At 60.9% G+C, this 18,504-nt stretch carries 18 protein-coding genes; 14 read left to right on the top strand and 4 right to left on the bottom strand.

Translation table 11 applies throughout. From position 1 onward, the window contains the following. Positions 1 to 21 precede the first annotated feature (21 nt). The gene (locus tag LQ249_RS17590) at positions 22 to 942 is read right to left on the bottom strand and encodes a MurR/RpiR family transcriptional regulator (protein WP_108526532.1); all 921 of its coding nucleotides are present in this window, start codon (positions 940 to 942) and stop codon (positions 22 to 24) included. A 284-nt stretch (positions 943 to 1,226) separates the two neighbouring features. On the opposite strand from LQ249_RS17590, the gene LQ249_RS17585 reads away from it, so the two are divergent. The 13 genes from LQ249_RS17585 to LQ249_RS17525 all read left to right on the top strand — a co-directional run bounded on the left by LQ249_RS17585 (position 1,227) and on the right by LQ249_RS17525 (position 16,647). Further along, on the top strand, positions 1,227 to 3,164 hold the full coding sequence (locus LQ249_RS17585; protein ID WP_232565724.1) for a bifunctional 5-dehydro-2-deoxygluconokinase/5-dehydro-2-deoxyphosphogluconate aldolase: 1,938 nt from the start codon (positions 1,227 to 1,229) through the stop codon (positions 3,162 to 3,164). 163 nt (positions 3,165 to 3,327) lie between these two features. Then, on the top strand, positions 3,328 to 4,221 hold the full coding sequence (iolE, locus tag LQ249_RS17580; RefSeq protein ID WP_046489005.1) for a myo-inosose-2 dehydratase: 894 nt from the start codon (positions 3,328 to 3,330) through the stop codon (positions 4,219 to 4,221). Continuing rightward, a complete protein-coding gene (gene iolB, locus LQ249_RS17575; protein WP_057004690.1) occupies positions 4,218 to 5,006 on the top strand; it encodes a 5-deoxy-glucuronate isomerase in 789 nt (262 codons plus the stop codon). Before iolE ends, iolB begins: the two co-directional genes overlap by 4 nt. A gap of 10 nt (positions 5,007 to 5,016) precedes the next feature. After that, positions 5,017 to 6,948 carry a 3D-(3,5/4)-trihydroxycyclohexane-1,2-dione acylhydrolase (decyclizing) gene (gene iolD / locus LQ249_RS17570; RefSeq protein ID WP_232565723.1) on the top strand — a complete coding sequence of 644 codons (1,932 nt, stop codon included), beginning with the start codon at positions 5,017 to 5,019 and terminating at the stop codon, positions 6,946 to 6,948. A 19-nt stretch (positions 6,949 to 6,967) separates the two neighbouring features. Beyond that, positions 6,968 to 7,978, top strand: coding sequence for a Gfo/Idh/MocA family protein (locus tag LQ249_RS17565; RefSeq protein ID WP_017846557.1), 1,011 nt, complete (start codon positions 6,968 to 6,970; stop codon positions 7,976 to 7,978). A gap of 801 nt (positions 7,979 to 8,779) precedes the next feature. After that, a complete protein-coding gene (locus LQ249_RS17560; RefSeq protein WP_057004688.1) occupies positions 8,780 to 9,808 on the top strand; it encodes a Gfo/Idh/MocA family protein in 1,029 nt (342 codons plus the stop codon). A 128-nt stretch (positions 9,809 to 9,936) separates the two neighbouring features. Further along, on the top strand, positions 9,937 to 10,116 hold the full coding sequence (locus tag LQ249_RS17555) for a hypothetical protein (protein WP_232565722.1): 180 nt from the start codon (positions 9,937 to 9,939) through the stop codon (positions 10,114 to 10,116). A 48-nt stretch (positions 10,117 to 10,164) separates the two neighbouring features. Then, the gene (locus LQ249_RS17550) at positions 10,165 to 11,100 is read left to right on the top strand and encodes a sugar ABC transporter substrate-binding protein (protein ID WP_057004687.1); all 936 of its coding nucleotides are present in this window, start codon (positions 10,165 to 10,167) and stop codon (positions 11,098 to 11,100) included. A gap of 65 nt (positions 11,101 to 11,165) precedes the next feature. Next, the gene (locus tag LQ249_RS17545) at positions 11,166 to 12,719 is read left to right on the top strand and encodes a sugar ABC transporter ATP-binding protein (protein WP_169881980.1); all 1,554 of its coding nucleotides are present in this window, start codon (positions 11,166 to 11,168) and stop codon (positions 12,717 to 12,719) included. 58 nt (positions 12,720 to 12,777) lie between these two features. Then, positions 12,778 to 13,800, top strand: coding sequence for an ABC transporter permease (locus tag LQ249_RS17540; RefSeq protein ID WP_017846553.1), 1,023 nt, complete (start codon positions 12,778 to 12,780; stop codon positions 13,798 to 13,800). 344 nt (positions 13,801 to 14,144) lie between these two features. Continuing rightward, positions 14,145 to 14,549 carry a TraR/DksA family transcriptional regulator gene (locus LQ249_RS17535; RefSeq protein ID WP_010564800.1) on the top strand — a complete coding sequence of 135 codons (405 nt, stop codon included), beginning with the start codon at positions 14,145 to 14,147 and terminating at the stop codon, positions 14,547 to 14,549. A 138-nt stretch (positions 14,550 to 14,687) separates the two neighbouring features. Then, entirely contained in the window at positions 14,688 to 16,328 is a 1,641-nt protein-coding gene (locus LQ249_RS17530) for a methyl-accepting chemotaxis protein (protein ID WP_372812720.1), read from the top strand. A 115-nt stretch (positions 16,329 to 16,443) separates the two neighbouring features. After that, positions 16,444 to 16,647 (top strand): hypothetical protein, encoded by a 204-nt coding sequence (locus LQ249_RS17525; protein ID WP_057004685.1) that lies wholly within the window; start codon positions 16,444 to 16,446, stop codon positions 16,645 to 16,647. A 6-nt stretch (positions 16,648 to 16,653) separates the two neighbouring features. Here the strand turns inward: LQ249_RS17525 and LQ249_RS17520 are convergent, their stop codons facing one another. The 3 genes from LQ249_RS17520 to LQ249_RS17510 form a co-directional block, all read right to left on the bottom strand. Continuing rightward, entirely contained in the window at positions 16,654 to 16,890 is a 237-nt protein-coding gene (locus LQ249_RS17520; protein WP_126589137.1) for a DUF2789 domain-containing protein, read from the bottom strand. A gap of 71 nt (positions 16,891 to 16,961) precedes the next feature. Continuing rightward, positions 16,962 to 17,192 (bottom strand): hypothetical protein, encoded by a 231-nt coding sequence (locus LQ249_RS17515; protein WP_017846549.1) that lies wholly within the window; start codon positions 17,190 to 17,192, stop codon positions 16,962 to 16,964. 110 nt (positions 17,193 to 17,302) lie between these two features. Then, positions 17,303 to 17,578, bottom strand: a complete 276-nt coding sequence (locus tag LQ249_RS17510; RefSeq protein ID WP_081610137.1) for a hypothetical protein — start codon at positions 17,576 to 17,578, stop codon at positions 17,303 to 17,305. Between the two features lie 414 nt (positions 17,579 to 17,992). On the opposite strand from LQ249_RS17510, the gene LQ249_RS17505 reads away from it, so the two are divergent. Continuing rightward, positions 17,993 to 18,442 (top strand): hypothetical protein, encoded by a 450-nt coding sequence (locus tag LQ249_RS17505; RefSeq protein WP_017846547.1) that lies wholly within the window; start codon positions 17,993 to 17,995, stop codon positions 18,440 to 18,442. Positions 18,443 to 18,504: the final 62 nt, after the last annotated feature.

Genomic DNA, 18,504 nt, shown 5'->3' with positions numbered 1-18,504 from the left:
CGCCTGCAGATCCCTGGCGAGTCAGTCGTCGAAGCCCACCTGCTCATGAATCTCATCCACCTTCAACTCCAGGCGATACGCCACCGCAATGAACAGCGCCTGGCACAGGCACAACGTGGCGCTCAAGGAACGGAAGGCAAACGACGAGCCTTCATTGACCAACAGCACTGCGTTCGCGCGCTTGGCCAGGGGCGACAGGTTGCTGTCGGTAATGATCAGGGTCTTGGCCTGGTGGTGCTGGGCGATACGCAGGCAGTGCTGGGTTTCTTTGCCGTAGGGCGTGAAGCTGATGGCGATCACCAGGTCATTGGCGCGCACGCTGCGCATCTGCTCGCGGTAGCTGCCGCCCAGGCCTGAGATCAGGTGGATGCGCTTGTTGGTGTGCTGCAGGTTGTAGACCAGGTAATCGGCCACCGCAAACGAACGGCGCACGCCAACCACGTAGATGTTGTCGGCGTTGACCACCAGGTCGACGGCTTTTTCGAACGCCGCGTCATCCAGTTCCAGGCCCAGGCGCTCGATGCCCGAAAGCGTGGCATTGACACACTCGCGCGCCAGGTCGCCGCCGCTGGCCTTCTGCGACTTGTTGGCGATCATGCTGCGGATGCGCTGCTGATAGTTCTGCACCGGCGTGGTCTTGTGGGTGTACGCCTCGCGAAACAGCGCCTGCATCTCACTGAACCCGCTGAAGCCGAAACGCTGGGAGAACCGCACGATGGCCGACGGATGCACTTCGCATTCGCGGGCGATGTCGCTGATGCGGTCGACCATGATCCGGTCGCTCTGCTGGCTCATGTAGCTGGCGATGCGCTTGAGCTGGCGTGGCAGGCTTTCGTATTCGTCGGTGATCAGCTGCAACAGGCGTTCGGCATTGATCGCAGGGCTGGCGAGAGTGTCGTGGGAAGCGGTCTCGGGCGTGGCCGGCTGATCGGTGCGGGACATGGGCAATCCTTCTGGCGGGTTCATCTGGTGCGCTGATAGTGGGCGCAAGTCTACAGGGTAGGCGCAAAAAAATACCCCAGCATGCGCCAGCGAATGGACGGCTGAAACGATGCACTGTCGCTGGCGTGCCCCTATGCTGACGTATTGGAAAAAATATTCTACCAAAAATAATTATGGAATAAATATTGATTGGGCTCGCTGAACGTTCTAGTCTGCTCCCACCAAGAGCGTGTGCCGTCGCCACGGCGGCACAACGCAGGCTGATAAAAATAACAGGAGCCAGCATGGGCCAGACTCGTTTTGCCAGTGGGCGTCAATTGGATCTGATTTGCCTCGGGCGCCTGGGCGTCGACCTCTATGCGCAGCAAGTCGGTGCGCGGCTTGAGGATGTGTCCAGCTTTGCCAAGTACCTCGGCGGTTCTTCCGCCAACATTGCCTTCGGCACCGCGCGCCTGGGCCTCAAGTCGGCGATGTTGAGCCGGGTAGGGGACGACCATATGGGCCGGTTCCTGACGGAATCCCTGGCCCGTGAAGGCTGCGATGTCAGCGGCATCAAGGTCGACCCGCAACGCCTTACCGCGCTGGTGCTGCTGGGCCTCAAGGACCGCGAAACTTTCCCCCTGGTGTTCTACCGCGAAAACTGCGCCGACATGGCCCTGCGCGCCGAAGACATCAGCGAAGCCTTTATCGCCTCGAGCAAGGCCCTGCTGATCACCGGCACGCATTTCTCCACCGACGCTGTGTACAAGGCCAGCGTCCAGGCCCTGGATTACGCGGCCAAACACAATGTCCAGCGCGTGCTCGACATCGACTACCGCCCGGTGCTGTGGGGCCTGGCGGGCAAGGCCGATGGCGAAACCCGGTTTGTCGCCGACCAGAGCGTCAGCCAGCACGTGCAGAGCATCCTGCCGCGCTTCGACCTGATCGTCGGTACTGAAGAAGAGTTCCTGATCGCCGGCGGCAGTGAGGATTTGCTCAGCGCCCTGCGCACCGTCCGTGAACTGACCCCGGCGACCCTGGTGGTCAAGCTCGGCCCGCAGGGCTGCACGGTGATCCACGGCGCGATCCCGGCCCGTTTAGAAGAGGGTGCGATCTACCCCGGCGTGCGCGTTGAAGTGCTTAACGTGCTGGGCGCCGGCGATGCGTTCATGGCGGGCTTTCTCAGCGGCTGGCTGAACGATGCCAGCGACGCGCGATGCAGCCAGTTGGCCAATGCCTGCGGCGGCCTGGTGGTGTCGCGCCACGCCTGCGCACCGGCCATGCCGACGCCGGCCGAACTGGATTACCTGTTCAACAGCCCGGTGCCGATCACCCGTCCCGATCAAGACGTGACCCTGCAGCGCCTGCATCGGGTCACGGTGCCACGCAAGGCCTGGAAGCAACTGTTCGTGTTCGCCTTCGACCACCGCTGGCAATTGGTCGACCTGGCGCAACGCGGCGGCCGGGACCCGAGCCGCATCAGCACGATCAAGCAGCTGTTTATCCAGGCCGTCGAACGCGTGGAGAAGACGCTGCGCGGGCAGGGCATCGAGGCCGATGTCGGTTTGCTCGCCGACCAGCGCTTCGGCCAGGACGCACTCAACGCCGCCAGCGGTCGCGGCTGGTGGATCGCGCGTCCGGTGGAGGTGCAGAACTCGCGGCCCCTGGCGTTCGAGCACGGCCGCTCGATCGGCAGTAACCTGATCGCCTGGCCCCAGGAACAAATCATCAAGTGCCTGGTGCAATACCACCCCGATGACGAACCGCTGCTGCGCCTGGAACAGGAAGCGCAACTCAAGGCGGTGTACGAGGCTTCGCTGGTCAGCGGGCATGAACTGTTGCTGGAAGTCATCCCGCCCAAGGATCACCCCTCGACCTATCCCGATGTGCTCTACCGCAGCCTCAAGCGCCTGTACAACCTGGGTATCTACCCGGCGTGGTGGAAAATCGAGGCACAGTCGGCCGAGGACTGGACAAAACTCGACGAACTGATCGAGGAACGCGACCCGTACTGCCGCGGTGTGGTGCTGCTGGGCCTGAATGCCTCGGCCGAACACCTGGCCGAGGGCTTCCGCCAAGCCAGCCAGAGTCGCACCTGCCGTGGTTTTGCCGTGGGACGCACGATTTTCCAGGAGCCGAGTCGCGCGTGGATGGCGGGGGAGATTGATGACGAGACCCTGATCCGCCAAGTCCGGGCCACTTTCGAGCAATTGATCAGTGCCTGGTGCAGTGCCAGAGGCTGAACGCAGTTCTTAATTTGAAATGTAATCCAATGTGGGAGGGAGCTTGCTCCCGAAGGCAGTGTGTCAGGCAACACTTCTGTAACTGCACCACCGCCATCGGGAGCAAGCTCCCTCCCACATAATGCAGATCTCAGTGATACCTGAAAATAATAAAGGTGCAGCCATGCCCGCAATCCGAATTGGCATCAACCCGATCTCCTGGAGCAACGACGACCTGCCGGCCCTGGGCGGCGAAACGCCCCTGAGCACGGCGTTGAGCGAAGGCAAGCAGATCGGCTACGAGGGTTTTGAACTCAACGGCAAATTCCCCAAGGACGCCAAGGGCGTCGCCGATGTGTTGCGCCCCTACGACCTGGCGCTGGTCTCCGGTTGGTACTCCAGCCGTCTGGCCCAGCGGTCGGTGGCGGAGGAAATCGAAGCCATCGCCGCTCACGTCGAGTTGCTCAAACACAATGGCGCCACGGTGTTGGTCTACGGCGAAGTGGCCGATTCGATCCAGGGCTCCCGCATCCGCCTGATCGAACGCCCGCGTTTCCACAGTGAGCAGGCCTGGCAGGACTACGCCGACAAGCTCACCGAGCTGGCGCGCTTTACTCTGTCCCAGGGCGTGCGCCTGGCCTACCACCACCATATGGGCGCCTATGTCGAATCGCCGGAGGACATTGATCAACTGATGCGCCGCACCGGCCCCGAAGTCGGCCTGCTGTTCGATTCGGGCCATTGCTACATGGGTGGCGGCGAACCCCTCGACGTACTGCGCAAGCACATCGACCGCGTGTGCCATGTGCATTTCAAGGACGTGCGCAAAGCGGTGGTGCAACTGGCGCGCAACCAGATGTGGAGCTTCCCCGACTGCATCGTCAACGGCACCTTCACGGTGCCGGGTGACGGCGATATCGACTTTGCCGCGTTGCTCGACGTGCTGCTGGCCGCGCATTACCGAGGCTGGCTGGTGGTCGAAGCCGAGCAGGACCCGGCTGTCGCGCCGAGCTATATCTATGCGAAAAAAGGTTATGACACCTTGCGTGCGCTGCTGAACGAGAGGACGGGGCAATGAGCTTGCTGGTCAAGAGCAATAAGCGCGGGCAAACCATGGTCGCCCTCGAAGCGGGCCGCCTGGACTATGTCGGCTTTGCCGCCTACCGCCTGAGCCTGGGCGAAACCCTGCCAGTCACCGCCGGCGATCAGGAGCTGTGCCTGGTGCTGCTCAGCGGCCGGGTGACGATCGAAGGCGAGGGGTTCAACTGGCAGAACCTCGGCGATCGTCAGTCGGTGTTTGAAGACAAATCGCCCTTTGCCGCTTACCTGCCGCCGGGCACCGACGCCCAGGTGACGGCATTGAGCGACGTGCAGCTCGCGGTCTGCGCCGCGCCTGGCGCGACGGGTTTCGCGCCGCGCTTGATCCGCCCCGAACAGTGCAAGCGCAGCGTGCGCGGCAAAGGCGCCAACACCCGTTACGTGTGCGACATCCTGCCCGACAGCGAGCCCGCCCACTCCCTGCTGGTGGTGGAAGTCCGCACGCCGTCCGGGCATTCGTCGAGCTACCCGCCGCACAAGCACGACACCGACGACCTGCCGCACCAGAGCTTTCTCGAAGAGACCTATTACCACCAGGTCAACCCGCCCCAGGGCTTCGTGTTCCAGCGGGTGTACACCGACGATCGCAGCATCGATGAGGCCATGGCCGTGGAAAACAGCGACCTGGTGGTGGTGCCCAAGGGGTACCACCCGGTGAGCGTGCCGTATGGCTACGAGTCCTACTACCTCAACGTAATGGCCGGCCCCAAGCGCGCCTGGCATTTTCATAACGACCCGCAGCACAGCTGGCTGCTGGACCTTTAAGGGGCGCGACATGACCACCACTCGTTTGACCATGGCCCAGGCCCTGGTGAAATTTCTGGATAACCAATACATCGAAGTCGATGGTGTGCAGAGCAAGTTCGTGGCCGGGGTGTTCACCATTTTCGGCCACGGCAACGTGCTCGGCCTGGGCCAGGCGCTGGAGCAGGACAGCGGCGACCTGGTGGTGCATCAGGGCCGCAACGAGCAAGGCATGGCCCACGCCGCCATCGGGTTTGCCAAACAGCACCTGCGCCGCAAGATCTACGCGTGTACCGCGTCGGTCGGCCCTGGGGCGGCGAATATGCTGACCGCTGCCGCGACTGCCACGGCTAACCGCATTCCGTTGCTGCTATTGCCTGGCGATGTCTACGCCAGCCGCCAGCCCGACCCGGTGCTGCAACAGATCGAGCAGTTCCATGACCTGAGCATCAGCACCAACGACGCCTTCCGCTCGGTGAGCAAATACTGGGACCGCATCAACCGCCCCGAGCAATTGATGAGCGCGGCGATCCATGCCATGCGCGTGCTCACCGACCCGGCCGAAACCGGTGCCGTCACCCTGGCGCTGCCGCAGGACGTGCAAGCCGAGGCCTGGGATTACCCGGATTACTTCCTGCAAAAACGTGTCCATCGCCTCGACCGGCGCCCGCCCACCGAGGCGATGATCGGCGATGCCGTGGCGGCCTTCGAGGGCAAGCGCAAGCCGTTGATCATCTGCGGCGGCGGGGTCAAGTACTCCGGGGCGAATGCGGCCCTGCAGGCATTTGCCGAACGCTTCGCGATGCCCTTCGCCGAAACCCAGGCGGGCAAGAGTGCGGTGCTGTCCAGCCATCCGCTGAACGTCGGCGGGATCGGCGAAACCGGCTGCCTGGCCGCGAACCTGTTGGCCGCCGAGGCCGACCTGATCATCGGGATCGGCACGCGCTACACCGATTTCACCACGTCGTCGAAGTCGTTGTTCAAGCACGCCGAGGTGCGGTTCCTCAACCTCAACATCAGCCCCGGCGATGCGTTGAAACTCGATGGCGTGCAAGTGCTGGCGGATGCACGAGTCGCCCTTGAGGCATTGGCCGCAGCGCTGGGCGATTATCGCGCCGGTTGGGGCGAGCAGGTGCGCGATGCCAGGGCGCAACTGGATGCTGAAGTCGACCGGGTGCATCAGTTGGAATACGCCGGTGACGACTTCGTCCCCGAGGTCGACGACCACCTCGACCGCGGCGTGCTGCGCGAATTTATCGAGCTGACCGGTTCGTGCCTGACCCAAAGCCGGGTCCTCGGCGTGCTCAACCAGGCGCTGGCCGACGACGCGATCATCGTCGCCGCCGCCGGCAGCCTGCCCGGCGACCTGCAGCGCAGCTGGCGCAGCAAGGGCGTCAACACTTACCACGTCGAGTACGGTTATTCGTGCATGGGCTACGAGATCAACGCCGCCCTCGGCGTGAAACTCGCCGAGCCGACGCGCGAGGTCTATGCGCTGGTCGGTGATGGCTCCTACATGATGCTGCACTCGGAGCTGGCCACCTCGATCCAGGAGCGCCGCAAGATCAACGTGGTGCTGCTGGACAACATGGCTTTCGGTTGCATCAACAACCTGCAGATCGGCAACGGCATGGACAGCTTCGGCACCGAGTTCCGCTACCGCAACCCCGAGAGCGGCAAGCTCGACGGCGGCCTGGTGCCGGTGGATTTCGCCATGAGTGCGGCGGCCTACGGTTGCAAGACTTACAAGGTCAGCAGCGTCGAACAGCTCGAAGCGGCGCTGGCCGATGCGCGCACGCAAACGGTGTCGACGCTGATCGATATCAAGGTGCTGCCCAAGACCATGATCCACGGCTACCTGTCGTGGTGGCGGGTGGGTGTGGCGCAGGTCTCCACCAGCGAACGCACCAACGCGGCGGCGAAAAAACTCAATGAACAGCTGGCCAAGGCCCGGCAGTACTAATAACAAGAGGAGTGAATGTATGTCGTTGAAGCTGGGTGTTATCGGTACGGGCGCTATCGGCCGGGACCATATTCGTCGTTGCAGCCAGACCTTGCTCAACAGCCAGGTGGTGGCGGTGACCGACATCGACCTGGAGCAGGCCGCCAAGGTGGTGGCGGATCTGAAACTGGACGCCGAGGTGTATCCGGACGGCCATGCGCTGATCCGTTCGCCTCAGGTCGAAGCCATTCTTGTCACTTCCTGGGGCCCGAGCCATGAGGCATTCGTGCTCGCCGCCATCGAGGCGGGCAAACCGGTGTTCTGCGAAAAACCCCTGGCGGTCACCGCCGAAGGCTGTCGCAGGATCGTCGAGGCCGAAGTGGCGCACGGCAAGCGCCTGGTGCAAGTGGGCTTCATGCGCCCCTATGACGAAGGTTATCGCGCCCTCAAAGCGGTGATCGACAGCGGCCGGATCGGCGAGCCGCTGATGCTGCACTGCGCGCACCGCAACCCGCGGGTGGGCGAGAACTACAAGACCGACATGGCGATCACCGACACCCTGATCCACGAGCTGGATGTGTTGCGTTGGCTGCTCGACGACGACTATGTGTCGGTGCAAGTGGTGTTCCCGCGCAAGACCAGCAAGGCCCTGGCCCATCTGCGCGATCCGCAGATCGTGCTGCTGGAAACCGCCAAGGGCACGCGCATCGATGTGGAAGTGTTTGTGAACTGCCAGTACGGCTACGACATTCAGTGCGAAGTGGTGGGGGAGACCGGTATCGCCAAGCTGCCGGAACCGTCGCAGGTGCAATTGCGCAGCGAAGCCAAGCTGTCCAATGCGATTCTGATGGACTGGAAAGACCGCTTTATCGGCGCCTATGACGTCGAGTTGCAGGCGTTCATCGACAGCGTGCGCGCCGGGCAAGTGGGCGGGCCGTCGGCGTGGGATGGGTTTGCAGCGGCGGTGGCGGCGGATGCATGTATTGAAGCGCAGGGCAGTGGGCAAATTGTCCAAGTCAGCCTGCCTGAGCGTCCGCGCTTCTACGGCTGACACGCGGTCAATGTGGGAGGGGGCTTGCCCCCGATAGCAGTGGGTCAGCTAATGAATCTGGATCTGATCCACCGCCATCGGGGGCAAGCCCCCTCCCACAGTTGGATTGGGTGTGCACTTCAATGAAGGAGTGAATGTATGCGAATTGGACTGGTCGACTATGGCCACGGAGGGCGCTTCTTTCATGCGCCACTGACTGCAACCCTGCCTTCTGCGGCTAACACTCGGTCAATGTGGGAGGGGGCTTGCCCCCGATAGCAGTGGGTCAGCTAATGAATCTGGATCTGATCCACCGCCATCGGGGGCAAGCCCCCTCCCACAGTTGGATTGGGTTTGCACTTCAATAAAGGAGTGAATGTATGCGAATTGGACTGGTCGGCTATGGCCACGGAGGGCGCTTCTTTCATGCGCCACTGACTGCAACCCTGCCTTCTACGGCTAACACGCGGTCAATGTGGGAGGGGGCTTGCCCCCGATAGCAGTGGGTCAGCTAATGAATCTGGATCTGATCCACCGCCATCGGGGGCAAGCCCCCTCCCACAGTTGGATTGGGTTTGCACTTCAATAAAGGAGTGAATGTATGCGAATTGGACTGGTCGGCTATGGCCACGGAGGGCGCTTCTTTCATGCGCCACTGATTGCAACCCTGCCTTCTGCGGCTGACACGCGGTCAATGTGGGAGGGGGCTTGCCCCCGATAGCAGTGGGTCAGCTAATGAATCTGGATCTGATCCACCGCCATCGGGGGCAAGCCCCCTCCCACAGTTGGATTGGGTGTGCACTTCAATAAAGGAGTGAATGTATGCGAATTGGACTGGTCGGCTATGGCCACGGAGGGCGCTTCTTTCATGCGCCACTGATTGCAACCCTGCCCGGCGCTACTTTTGTTGGTGTGGTGACTCGTTCACCCGAGCGCCGTCAGCAATTGAGCACTGATCTTCCAGGGGTTAAAGCCTTTGACAGCATCGGCCAGATCGTCGAGGCCGGCGTTGACGCCCTGGTGATTTCCACCACGCTTAAAGGTCGCCCGGCGCTGGTGCTGGAGGCCATCGAGCACGGCGTCGCCGTGGTCAGCGATAAACCTTTCGCCGCCAACGCCGAGCAGGCCCGGGTGCTGATCACCGCGGCTGAACGCCAGGGCGTGTTGCTCAGCGTCTACCAGAACCGGCGCTGGGATTCGGATTTCCTGACCTTGCGCAAACTGATCGACGCCGGCGCCCTCGGCGCTGTCACCCGGTTTGAATCCCGCGTCGAGCGTTTCAGCCCGCAATCGGTGGGCAATGCCAGCGGCGGCGGCTGGCTGCGCGACCTGGGCAGCCATCTGGTGGATCAGGCGCTGCAACTGTTCGGCCCGGTAGATCGGGTTTTCGCGCAACTGCACTACAGCGCCGAACACCCCAGCATCGACCACGGCTTCTTTGTCTCCCTGACCCACGCCAACGGGGTGATTTCCCACCTGTGGGGCAACGCCTTGCAGAACAGCCCGGCACCGCGCTTGCGGGTCAGCGGCACCCTGGGTTGCTACACCGTCGACGGGTTGGACGGCCAGGAAGACGCACTGATGGCCGGCAAGTCGCCCAAAACCGAGGGCGAGCACTGGGGGGCCGAGGAGCACCGCCGCTGGGGCTGGTTCGAACAAGGCCCCGAGCGCGAGCGTGTGCCGTCGGAAAAAGGTTGCTGGACCCAGTTCTATCGCCAGTGGCAGGCCGCCGTGCAAGGGCAGGGGCCGCTGCCGGTGGACGCCTACGAGGCGCTGGAAACCACAAGGATATTGGACGCCGCACGCCTGAGCGCCGAGCGCCAGCAAGTGGTTTCGACAAAAATAGAATAAAATTCTAAAACAGGTTGATATAGAAATTATTTTCCAATAAAGTCTTTTCCAGGTTGCATAAAGTACGTTCCGGACTCGATCCCGACGACTCAACAAAAACAAGATCAAAAACAACCAGGTACCGTCAGATGAAAATCTTCCACGCTGTACTGCGAGTTTTACGCCCAGCCCTTGCGCCACGCGGTCTGCCCCGCACCCGGCCGTTTTACTTCTCCTTCCTCAACGTGCTGTGCGTCGAAAACCAAGGCGCCCTGGTGTGCTGCATTCCGGGAGCACCGCTCGTCCGCCTGCCGTCATCCTCGCTCTGAAAAACGCAACGTCCAAAAAACCAACAAGAAAGTGGAGACAGACCGTTCATGAAGACCCCGATCCGTTTTACCGCGCTGGCGTTGTCCCTGCTGCTGGCCAGCGGTTTTGCCATGGCTGCCGATCTGAAGATCGGCGTGAGCATGTCGCAGTTCGATGACACCTACCTGACCAATGTGCGTGAATTCATGGACAAGCAAGCCAAGGCCTACCCCAAGGGCGATGGCGTGCAACTGCAGTTCGAAGACGCGCGCGCCGACGTGGTCAAGCAATTGAGCCAGGTCGAGAACTTCATCAGCCAGAAGGTCGACGCGATCATCGTCAACCCGGTGGACACGGCGTCCACGGCGCGGATCAGCAAGTCGGCGCTCGAAGCGGGTATTCCGCTGGTCTATGTCAACCGCCGACCTGACCAGAAAGACCTGCCCAAAGGCGTGGCGGCCGTGACCTCCGATGATGAAGAGGCCGGCAGGCTGCAAATGCAGTACATCGCCGAAAAACTGGGGGGCAAGGGCAAGGTGGTGATCCTGCTCGGTGACCTGGCGAACAACTCCACCACCAACCGGACCAAGGGCATCAAAGAAGTCCTGGCCAAGTACCCGCAGATCAAGATCGAGCAGGAACAGACCGGCATCTGGCTGCGTGACCGCGGGATGACCCTGGTCAACGACTGGTTGACCCAGGGCCGCGAATTCAATGCCGTGCTGGCCAACAACGATGAAATGGCGATTGGCGCGGCCATGGCGTTGAAATCGGCCGGCACCAAGCCGGGCAGCGTCTTGATTGCGGGGGTCGACGGCACGCCGGACGGCTTGAATGCGATCACCAAGGGCGAAATGACCGTGTCGGTGTTCCAGGATGCCAAGGGCCAGGCAGTCGGCTCGGTGGAGGCGGCGCGCAAGATGGCGAAGAAGGAAGCGATCGAGCAGAACATTGTCATCCCGTTCAAGCTGATCACCCCGGACAACGTCAAAGACTTCAAGTAGCCCTTACATCACAACAATAAGCCGGCAGGGCGGTCGTGCCCGCCCTGTCGATGGAGTACCGCCCTATGCTTGCTCAAGCCACTGTCTCGCAGCCGCCCGGTATCCAGCCGTCGCTGCTGGAAGAACCGTACCTGCTGGAAATCCTCAACATCAGCAAAGGCTTTCCCGGTGTGGTGGCCCTGGCCGATGTACAACTGCGTGTGCGCCCAGGCTCGGTGCTGGCGCTGATGGGCGAGAACGGCGCGGGCAAGTCGACCCTGATGAAAATCATCGCCGGCATCTACCAGCCCGACGCCGGGGAAATCCGCCTGCGCGGCAAGCCGATTGTGTTTGAGACGCCGCTGGCCGCGCAAAAGGCCGGAATCGCGATGATCCACCAGGAACTCAACCTGATGCCGCACATGAGCATCGCCGAGAATATCTGGATCGGCCGCGAGCAACTCAACAGCCTGCGCATGGTCAACCACCGCGAAATGCACCGCTGCACCGCCCAATTGCTCGCCCGCCTGCGCATCAACCTCGACCCCGAGGAGCAGGTGGGCAACCTGAGCATCGCCGAGCGGCAGATGGTCGAGATTGCCAAGGCGGTGTCCTACGATTCCGACATCCTGATCATGGATGAGCCGACGTCCGCCATCACCGAGAAGGAAGTTGCCCACCTGTTTTCGATCATTGCCGACCTCAAGGCCCAGGGCAAAGGCATCGTCTACATCACGCACAAGATGAATGAAGTGTTCGCCATCGCCGATGAAGTGGCGGTGTTTCGCGACGGCCAGTACATCGGCCTGCAGCGCGCCGACAGCATGAACAGCGACAGCCTGATCTCGATGATGGTCGGCCGTGAACTGAGCCAGTTGTTCCCGGTGCGCGAAACGCCCATCGGCGAGTTGCTGCTGTCGGTGCGCGACCTGGGCCTGGACGGCGTGTTCAACAACGTCTCGTTCGACCTGCATGCCGGCGAGATCCTCGGCATCGCCGGGCTGATGGGTTCGGGCCGCACCAACGTGGCGGAAACCCTTTTCGGCATCAGCCCAAGCAGTCGTGGGCAGATAACCCTCGATGGCAAGGCGCTGCGTATCACCGACCCGCACATGGCCATCGACAAAGGCTTTGCGCTGTTGACCGAAGACCGCAAGCTCAGCGGGCTGTTCCCGTGCCTGTCGGTCCTGGAAAACATGGAAATGGCGGTGTTGCCGCATTACTCGGGCAACGGGTTTATCCAGCAGAAAGCCCTGCGTGCGCTGTGCGAAGACATGTGCAAGAAGCTGCGGGTGAAAACCCCGTCCCTGGAGCAATGCATCGACACCTTGTCCGGCGGCAATCAGCAGAAAGCCCTGCTGGCGCGCTGGCTGATGACCAACCCGCGCCTGCTGATCCTCGACGAACCGACCCGTGGCATCGATGTCGGCGCCAAGGCCGAGATCTACCGTTTGATTGCGTTCCTCGCCAGCGAGGGCATGGCGGTGATCATGATTTCCTCGGAGCTGCCTGAAGTGCTGGGTATGAGCGACCGGGTGATGGTGATGCATGAAGGCGAACTGATGGGCACCCTGGACCGTGCAGACGCGACCCAGGAAAAAGTCATGCAGCTGGCCTCCGGCATGACCGCGGTCCACTGACGAACAGCCGTGCGGGCCTGCGGTTGGCCCGCGCCATAGAATAAAAAGGTGATTGGCTATGAACGCAATAACAGACAACAAGCCTGCCACGGCAGCGGTCAAGCACCGTCGGCGCTTGCCCACCGAGCTGAGCATCTTCCTGGTGTTGATCGGCATCGGCCTGGTGTTTGAGCTGTTTGGCTGGATCGTGCGAGACCAGAGCTTCCTGATGAACTCCCAGCGCCTGGTGCTGATGATCCTGCAAGTGTCGATCATCGGCCTGCTGGCCATCGGTGTGACCCAGGTGATCATCACCACCGGGATCGACTTGTCTTCCGGCTCGGTCTTGGCGTTATCGGCGATGATCGCTGCCAGTCTTGCGCAAACATCTGATTTTTCCCGTGCGGTGTTTCCGTCCCTGACCGACCTGCCGGTGTGGATTCCGGTGGTGGCGGGGCTCGGCGTGGGGCTGCTGGCGGGCGCGATCAACGGCAGCATTATCGCGGTGACCGGTATCCCGCCGTTTATCGCAACGCTGGGGATGATGGTGTCGGCCCGTGGCCTGGCGCGTTACTACACCGAAGGCCAGCCAGTGAGCATGCTCTCGGATTCCTACACGGCCATCGGGCATGGCGCGATGCCGGTGATCATCTTTCTGGTGGTGGCGGTGATCTTCCATATCGCCCTGCGCTACACCAAGTACGGTAAGTACACCTACGCCATCGGCGGCAATATGCAGGCGGCGCGCACCTCGGGGATCAACGTCAAGCGCCACCTGATCATCGTCTACAGCATCGCCGGGCTCCTGGCGGGCCTGGCCGGTGTGGTGGCCTCGGCGCGTGCCGCCACCGGCCAGGCCGGCATGGGCATGTCCTACGAACTGGATGCGATTGCCGCCGCGGTGATCGGCGGCACCAGCCTGGCCGGCGGAGTAGGGCGCATCACCGGCACCGTGATCGGTGCGCTGATCCTTGGGGTGATGGCCAGCGGGTTTACCTTTGTCGGGGTCGACGCGTATATCCAGGACATCATCAAGGGCCTGATTATCGTGGCGGCGGTGGTGATCGACCAATATCGCAACAAGCGCAAGCTAAAACGCTGACGCAGTGCAAAATGTGGGAGGGGCCTGCCCCCTCCCACATTCAGGCCTGTATTCGTCAGATCCAACCGTTTGTCTTCTATATAGCTCCACAACACTGAATTTCTTGCTATAAACGCACTCCGATGACCATTCGCCAAGCCCGTCCTGGTGCCTTTGGGGGTTATCTTGGAAAAAATGCCTGTCTTTTCAGTTGCTGCGCCCTCAAGTCGGCCTTAGACTGCCGCCCCTCGTAAATTGAGTGCCGGGTGGCGCTTGGAATGGATGGCGCCTTTCCGAGACCTGCAGAGGTTGACCGGAACGCTCCCTTATTCGCCTTAATGCACGTATTTTTTATAGAGAAATCAATGACAAAGGAAAAGTTGCTGGCCATGCCGGCGGATGACTACATGAATGCCGAACAGCACGCTTTTTTCGAGCAGTTGCTGCAAGACATGAAAGTGGAACACCACGAGCGCATTGAACAGAACCGCATCGCCATTGAGAGCCTGGACACCCCGGCCGACCCGGCGGATGCCGCCTCCGTGGAAGAAGAGCGCACCTGGTTGGTGAATGCCATTGATCGCGACCAGCGCATGCTGCCGCAACTGGAGCGCGCACTGGAGCGCATCAAGGAAGATTCCTTTGGCTGGTGCGATGACAGCGGCGAGCCTATCGGCCTCAAGCGCCTGCTGATCAGCCCGACCACCAAGTACTGCATCGAAGCGCAAGAGCGCCACGAGCAGATCGACAAGCACCAGCGTCAAGCCTGATGCGCTGAAGCTGGGGGGCGAGTACTGCGCTCCCCAGGGAAAATATCCGTTACGCCCGCTATATTGATCTGTTGCAAGCTCCCCCACTAAAGGCCCATAGATAATGGCCTGATAGTGGCGTTTAATGCAGAGACAATAATGACAAGCAGTGGGGTGACGAAGATGGCTGGAGACGGATCTCTGATGGGCGCAGCAGTGCCACCGCACGCGGTGGTGCGCGGGTTGCCCGGCTGGCTGACGCCGCTTTTGCAGAGCACCGCCGTGGTGCTGGTCCTGCTCGGCCTTGCGTTTGCCAGCCTGCCGATTTATCTCTGCCTGACACTGGCCTTGCTGGTGATCTGGCTGCCCCGTCTGAAAAAACGCACGCCCAGCGCGGCGCCGTCCGAAGCGGTCGATGCGATTGGCGACCTGACCCGCGACCTGTCCTATACCACCAGCCATAACGCATTGTCGGCGGCCGGCGTGGCCTATTCGGTCAAGCAACTGGCTGCGCGCCTGCAGTCGCAGTTGAGCGCTGCCCAGCAGATCGTCAACAGCGCCGAAGTGATGATCGGCACCGAACAAGTTACCTCCCAACTCAGTCACCAGGCGCTGGGCGCCGCCAGCCAGGCGCATCAGCGCAGTACCGAGGGCCGCGAAGTGCTGGCCCAGTCGATCACCCGCATGCACCAACTCAGCCAGCGCGCGAATGCCAGCCGCGAGATGATTGAAGCCCTGAGCCAGCGCAGCGAGGAAATCCAGCGGGTGACCCTGGTGATCCAGTCCATCGCCAGCCAGACCAACCTGCTGGCCTTGAACGCCGCCATCGAAGCCGCGCGTGCTGGCGAGCATGGGCGCGGGTTTGCCGTGGTGGCCGATGAAGTCCGCGGGCTGGCCGGCCGTACCGCTACCGCTACCGAGGAAGTCGGGGTGATGGTGGCCGATATCCAGCAACGTACCGGCCAGGTGGTGGAGCAGATTCGCCAACTGTCGGCGGACCTGCACACCGGCGTGGAGCAGGTGGAACACGCCGGTGAGCAGTTACAGAACATCGCCAGCCTGGCCGCGGATGTCGAAGGGCAGGTCAACGAAATCGCCCAAGGCACCGAGACCAATCGGGCGCAACTCGACAGCCTGTTCCATGCCGTGGAGCAAATGCGCAGCGACCTGACGGTGAGCGACGAGCAAACCCGTCAACTGGCCGATGCCGCCGTGCAAATGGAAGGGCAGGCCGAAACCATCAGCGAACGCTTGGCCGCCGTCGGGCTGGATGACTATCACCAGCGCGTCTACGACCTCGCCCGCGAAGGCGCGAGCCGCATCGCCGAACAGTTCGAGGCTGATGTACTGCAAAACCGCGTCAGCCTGGAGGATCTGTTCGACCGCAACTACGCGGCGATCCCCAACACCCACCCCAGCAAGTACCACACGCGTTTTGACAGCTACACCGATCAGGTTTTGCCGGCGATTCAAGAGGCGCTGCTGCCGCGACACGAAGGTTTGGTATTTGCCATCGCCTGTACGCAACAGGGGTATGTGCCGACACACAACAAGGCGTTTTCCCAACCCTTGACCGGCGATGTACAGGTGGATGCGTTACAGAATCGCACCAAGCGCAAGTTCGATGACCGTACCGGGATTCGCTGTGGCAGCCATCAGCAAGCGGTACTGTTGCAGACCTACACCCGCGATACCGGTGAGTTGATGCACGACTTGTCGGTGCCGATCATGGTCAAGGGCCGGCATTGGGGCGGGTTGCGCCTGGGCTATAAACCCGAAGGCACGAAGGCCAGGCACTAGAGATTGTTGCTGTTTGCGCAATAGAGCTATCCAGGGGATAGCTTTTTCTGAGGGTAGGAAAAACGTAGCATGGCCGCCGTTGTTAGTTAGCTAACGATTGTTGCGGAGAAGCTCCATGCAAAACAAAGTCGATGTCGCTGTGATGATTGGCAGTGGCGTACCCGAAACCCTGCGTGCGTTGGGTCAGAAGGCTTGTTGGGTCGTGCTGCTCAACGGTGAGCAGCGTGGCACCGCCTTCGCCAGCCGTGATGAAGCCGAGGAGTGCAGGGCCGCCTGGCAAGCACTGTTGCGCATGGAACAGTCAGACAGCCTGCATTGAGGGGTGTTATTGCGCTTGGTGCAGACGCTGGTTCAGTTCATCCACGGCCATCGCCCATTCAGCGTCTTCCCGAAGTTCTTCCTTGAGAAACTGAGCCTGCTGGGGCGTCCAGAAGGGCGCGTCGATCAGCTTGACGTCGTCGGCCAAAGGATGGACAGCGATAAACGCGTCGATGTCCTTCGGGGTGGAATCCAGGCCCAGTTGATCAAACAGGGTTTCAAGGGTTGGTACTGGCGCATCCATATCGTTCTCCATGCCGGTTTTGGGGGGGTATGCATCGGAGGCTTGTCGCGCAGTAGAGTTCTATCGGATTCTCAGGAGGTCAACGCCCCTGAGTCCACCGCTGTCTTGAGGGCCCTGGCGGCTTCTTTTGCCGCGACGGCGGCGGCGTCCGCGGTCTTGAACCAACGATCTTTTTCCACTTGGTGCATTGTGATCGTGGTCAAGGGGGGCTTGGCACGCATTACGATAACTGCTTGGAATTCTCCGTCTACTTCCTTGGCTTCGCCATGGATAAAAAATTCGCCAATATCAAATTCCGTCACGTATAACCTTCCCTTCAAGGTAACTGCACTGATGAAACCTGACCCGCACGGGGCAAACTTCAATGGACGGGCCAGTATGGCAGTTGTTGAGGGGCGACGGCGCGGTAAAGTCATCCAGGTGACGAAACGATCCCGCCGTGCGGGGCGTGCAGGGCGGCCTCGAGGGTTTTTGCCAGTTCGCAGGCGCGGATATGGTTGCTGCGAAAGCCTTTGATCCTGCCGCTGGTGACTTCCAGAATATGAAAGAAGTTGCGTCCGGCCGGTACAACTTGATAAAGCACGGAGTTTGAGTACCCATCATGGCTGTGCAAGCAGTAGTATTGGCGCTCGTCTTGATAGGATGAGTGAGTGCTGGAAGACGTAGCGTTGTGTTGACGTCGTTGCATGGTCAGCTCCTGTCGATCGATCTGGTTGGCCCGCCAGCAGCGGAACGGGTGGTTTTGACCCGTGTTGCTGTTTTAATATTGTCGTCGGCAATCGGTACTCGGTTCCATTCCAGATGTTTTGTTTTGTGCAGGTTGTCGGAAACTGCGCTTTTTAATTGGGTTATTCTCTGAAGCTGGTCGACCCGTCTTCTCGGGCTGTTAAACCTGTGATTTGCTGTGAAGATCGATGGCCTGCATAAGGCTCGTCGTGTATGCCTGTATTAGTCTTATGGCACCGCAGGGGCGTTTTTTCAGGGTTTTTAATCAATGCGTTGTGTCAGCGTGCCGGTATGGCCGCTTTTTTGTGCTGCCCGTTTCGGCGGACAGTGCTTTTTTTGATCTGGGGGCGTTTCCTTGGCAGTCAGTAATCTGGATATGCACGCGTTATTCGTGCTGGGTGATTTGCGCGCAAAGTTGGTCAAGCAGTTTCAATCCCGTTTTGTTTACATCACTGAACAGACACCGGAAGGCATCTATATCGCCGAGATCGATACTGAATCGGCATTGGTCGTGGATGACAAACAACGCCTTGAACTCAAGGTCGGTGATCATTTTCGTGCCGCGGTATTGCCCAGTCGCGAAGGTGGCAAGTTTGAATTGAAGTTCCGCGATATCAAGTTGACGGTGTATGGCTTGGGCGACTATGCCTTTGTTTCCTCGGCCGAAGGCCAGGGCATTGTGTTCAAGGAAGGTCACAGCGTGATGCTGGTGTTTGCCGCCAACGAACAATTGCAGGAAGGCTTGACCAAAACCCTCAAGGCCGTGACCGGCAAGGCCGCCAAGTGGCGCAAGGGTGAACTGGTGACCTTCAAGGCCAGCGAATAACCCGCTCGTACAGCAAACAGCCTTTATCTCCCGGAACCTCTACTACAGTTGAGTTGACTTAA

This window comes from Pseudomonas sp. 7-41 (assembly GCF_021233075.1).
Lineage (GTDB): Bacteria > Pseudomonadota > Gammaproteobacteria > Pseudomonadales > Pseudomonadaceae > Aquipseudomonas > Aquipseudomonas veronii.
The sequence above is the reverse complement of the archived record's forward strand: the minus strand, read 5'-3'. Positions and strand labels throughout refer to the sequence as shown.

Bases quoted from the DNA above. Each gene is read 5' to 3' on its own strand.
- LQ249_RS17590 (WP_108526532.1), bottom strand. From the start codon at position 942: ATGTCCCGCACCGATCAGCCGGCCACGCCCGAGACCGCTTCCCACGAC.
- iolB (WP_057004690.1), top strand. From the start codon at position 4,218: ATGAGCTTGCTGGTCAAGAGCAATAAGCGCGGGCAAACCATGGTCGCC.
- LQ249_RS17510 (WP_081610137.1), bottom strand. From the start codon at position 17,578: ATGCAACGACGTCAACACAACGCTACGTCTTCCAGCACTCACTCATCC.
- LQ249_RS17530 (WP_372812720.1), top strand. From the start codon at position 14,688: ATGACAAGCAGTGGGGTGACGAAGATGGCTGGAGACGGATCTCTGATG.
- LQ249_RS17525 (WP_057004685.1), top strand. From the start codon at position 16,444: ATGCAAAACAAAGTCGATGTCGCTGTGATGATTGGCAGTGGCGTACCC.
- LQ249_RS17545 (WP_169881980.1), top strand. From the start codon at position 11,166: ATGCTTGCTCAAGCCACTGTCTCGCAGCCGCCCGGTATCCAGCCGTCG.
- LQ249_RS17565 (WP_017846557.1), top strand. From the start codon at position 6,968: ATGTCGTTGAAGCTGGGTGTTATCGGTACGGGCGCTATCGGCCGGGAC.
- iolD (WP_232565723.1), top strand. From the start codon at position 5,017: ATGACCACCACTCGTTTGACCATGGCCCAGGCCCTGGTGAAATTTCTG.
- LQ249_RS17555 (WP_232565722.1), top strand. From the start codon at position 9,937: ATGAAAATCTTCCACGCTGTACTGCGAGTTTTACGCCCAGCCCTTGCG.
- LQ249_RS17540 (WP_017846553.1), top strand. From the start codon at position 12,778: ATGAACGCAATAACAGACAACAAGCCTGCCACGGCAGCGGTCAAGCAC.
- iolE (WP_046489005.1), top strand. From the start codon at position 3,328: ATGCCCGCAATCCGAATTGGCATCAACCCGATCTCCTGGAGCAACGAC.
- LQ249_RS17505 (WP_017846547.1), top strand. From the start codon at position 17,993: ATGCACGCGTTATTCGTGCTGGGTGATTTGCGCGCAAAGTTGGTCAAG.
- LQ249_RS17520 (WP_126589137.1), bottom strand. From the start codon at position 16,890: ATGGATGCGCCAGTACCAACCCTTGAAACCCTGTTTGATCAACTGGGC.
- LQ249_RS17585 (WP_232565724.1), top strand. From the start codon at position 1,227: ATGGGCCAGACTCGTTTTGCCAGTGGGCGTCAATTGGATCTGATTTGC.
- LQ249_RS17535 (WP_010564800.1), top strand. From the start codon at position 14,145: ATGACAAAGGAAAAGTTGCTGGCCATGCCGGCGGATGACTACATGAAT.
- LQ249_RS17550 (WP_057004687.1), top strand. From the start codon at position 10,165: ATGAAGACCCCGATCCGTTTTACCGCGCTGGCGTTGTCCCTGCTGCTG.
- LQ249_RS17560 (WP_057004688.1), top strand. From the start codon at position 8,780: ATGCGAATTGGACTGGTCGGCTATGGCCACGGAGGGCGCTTCTTTCAT.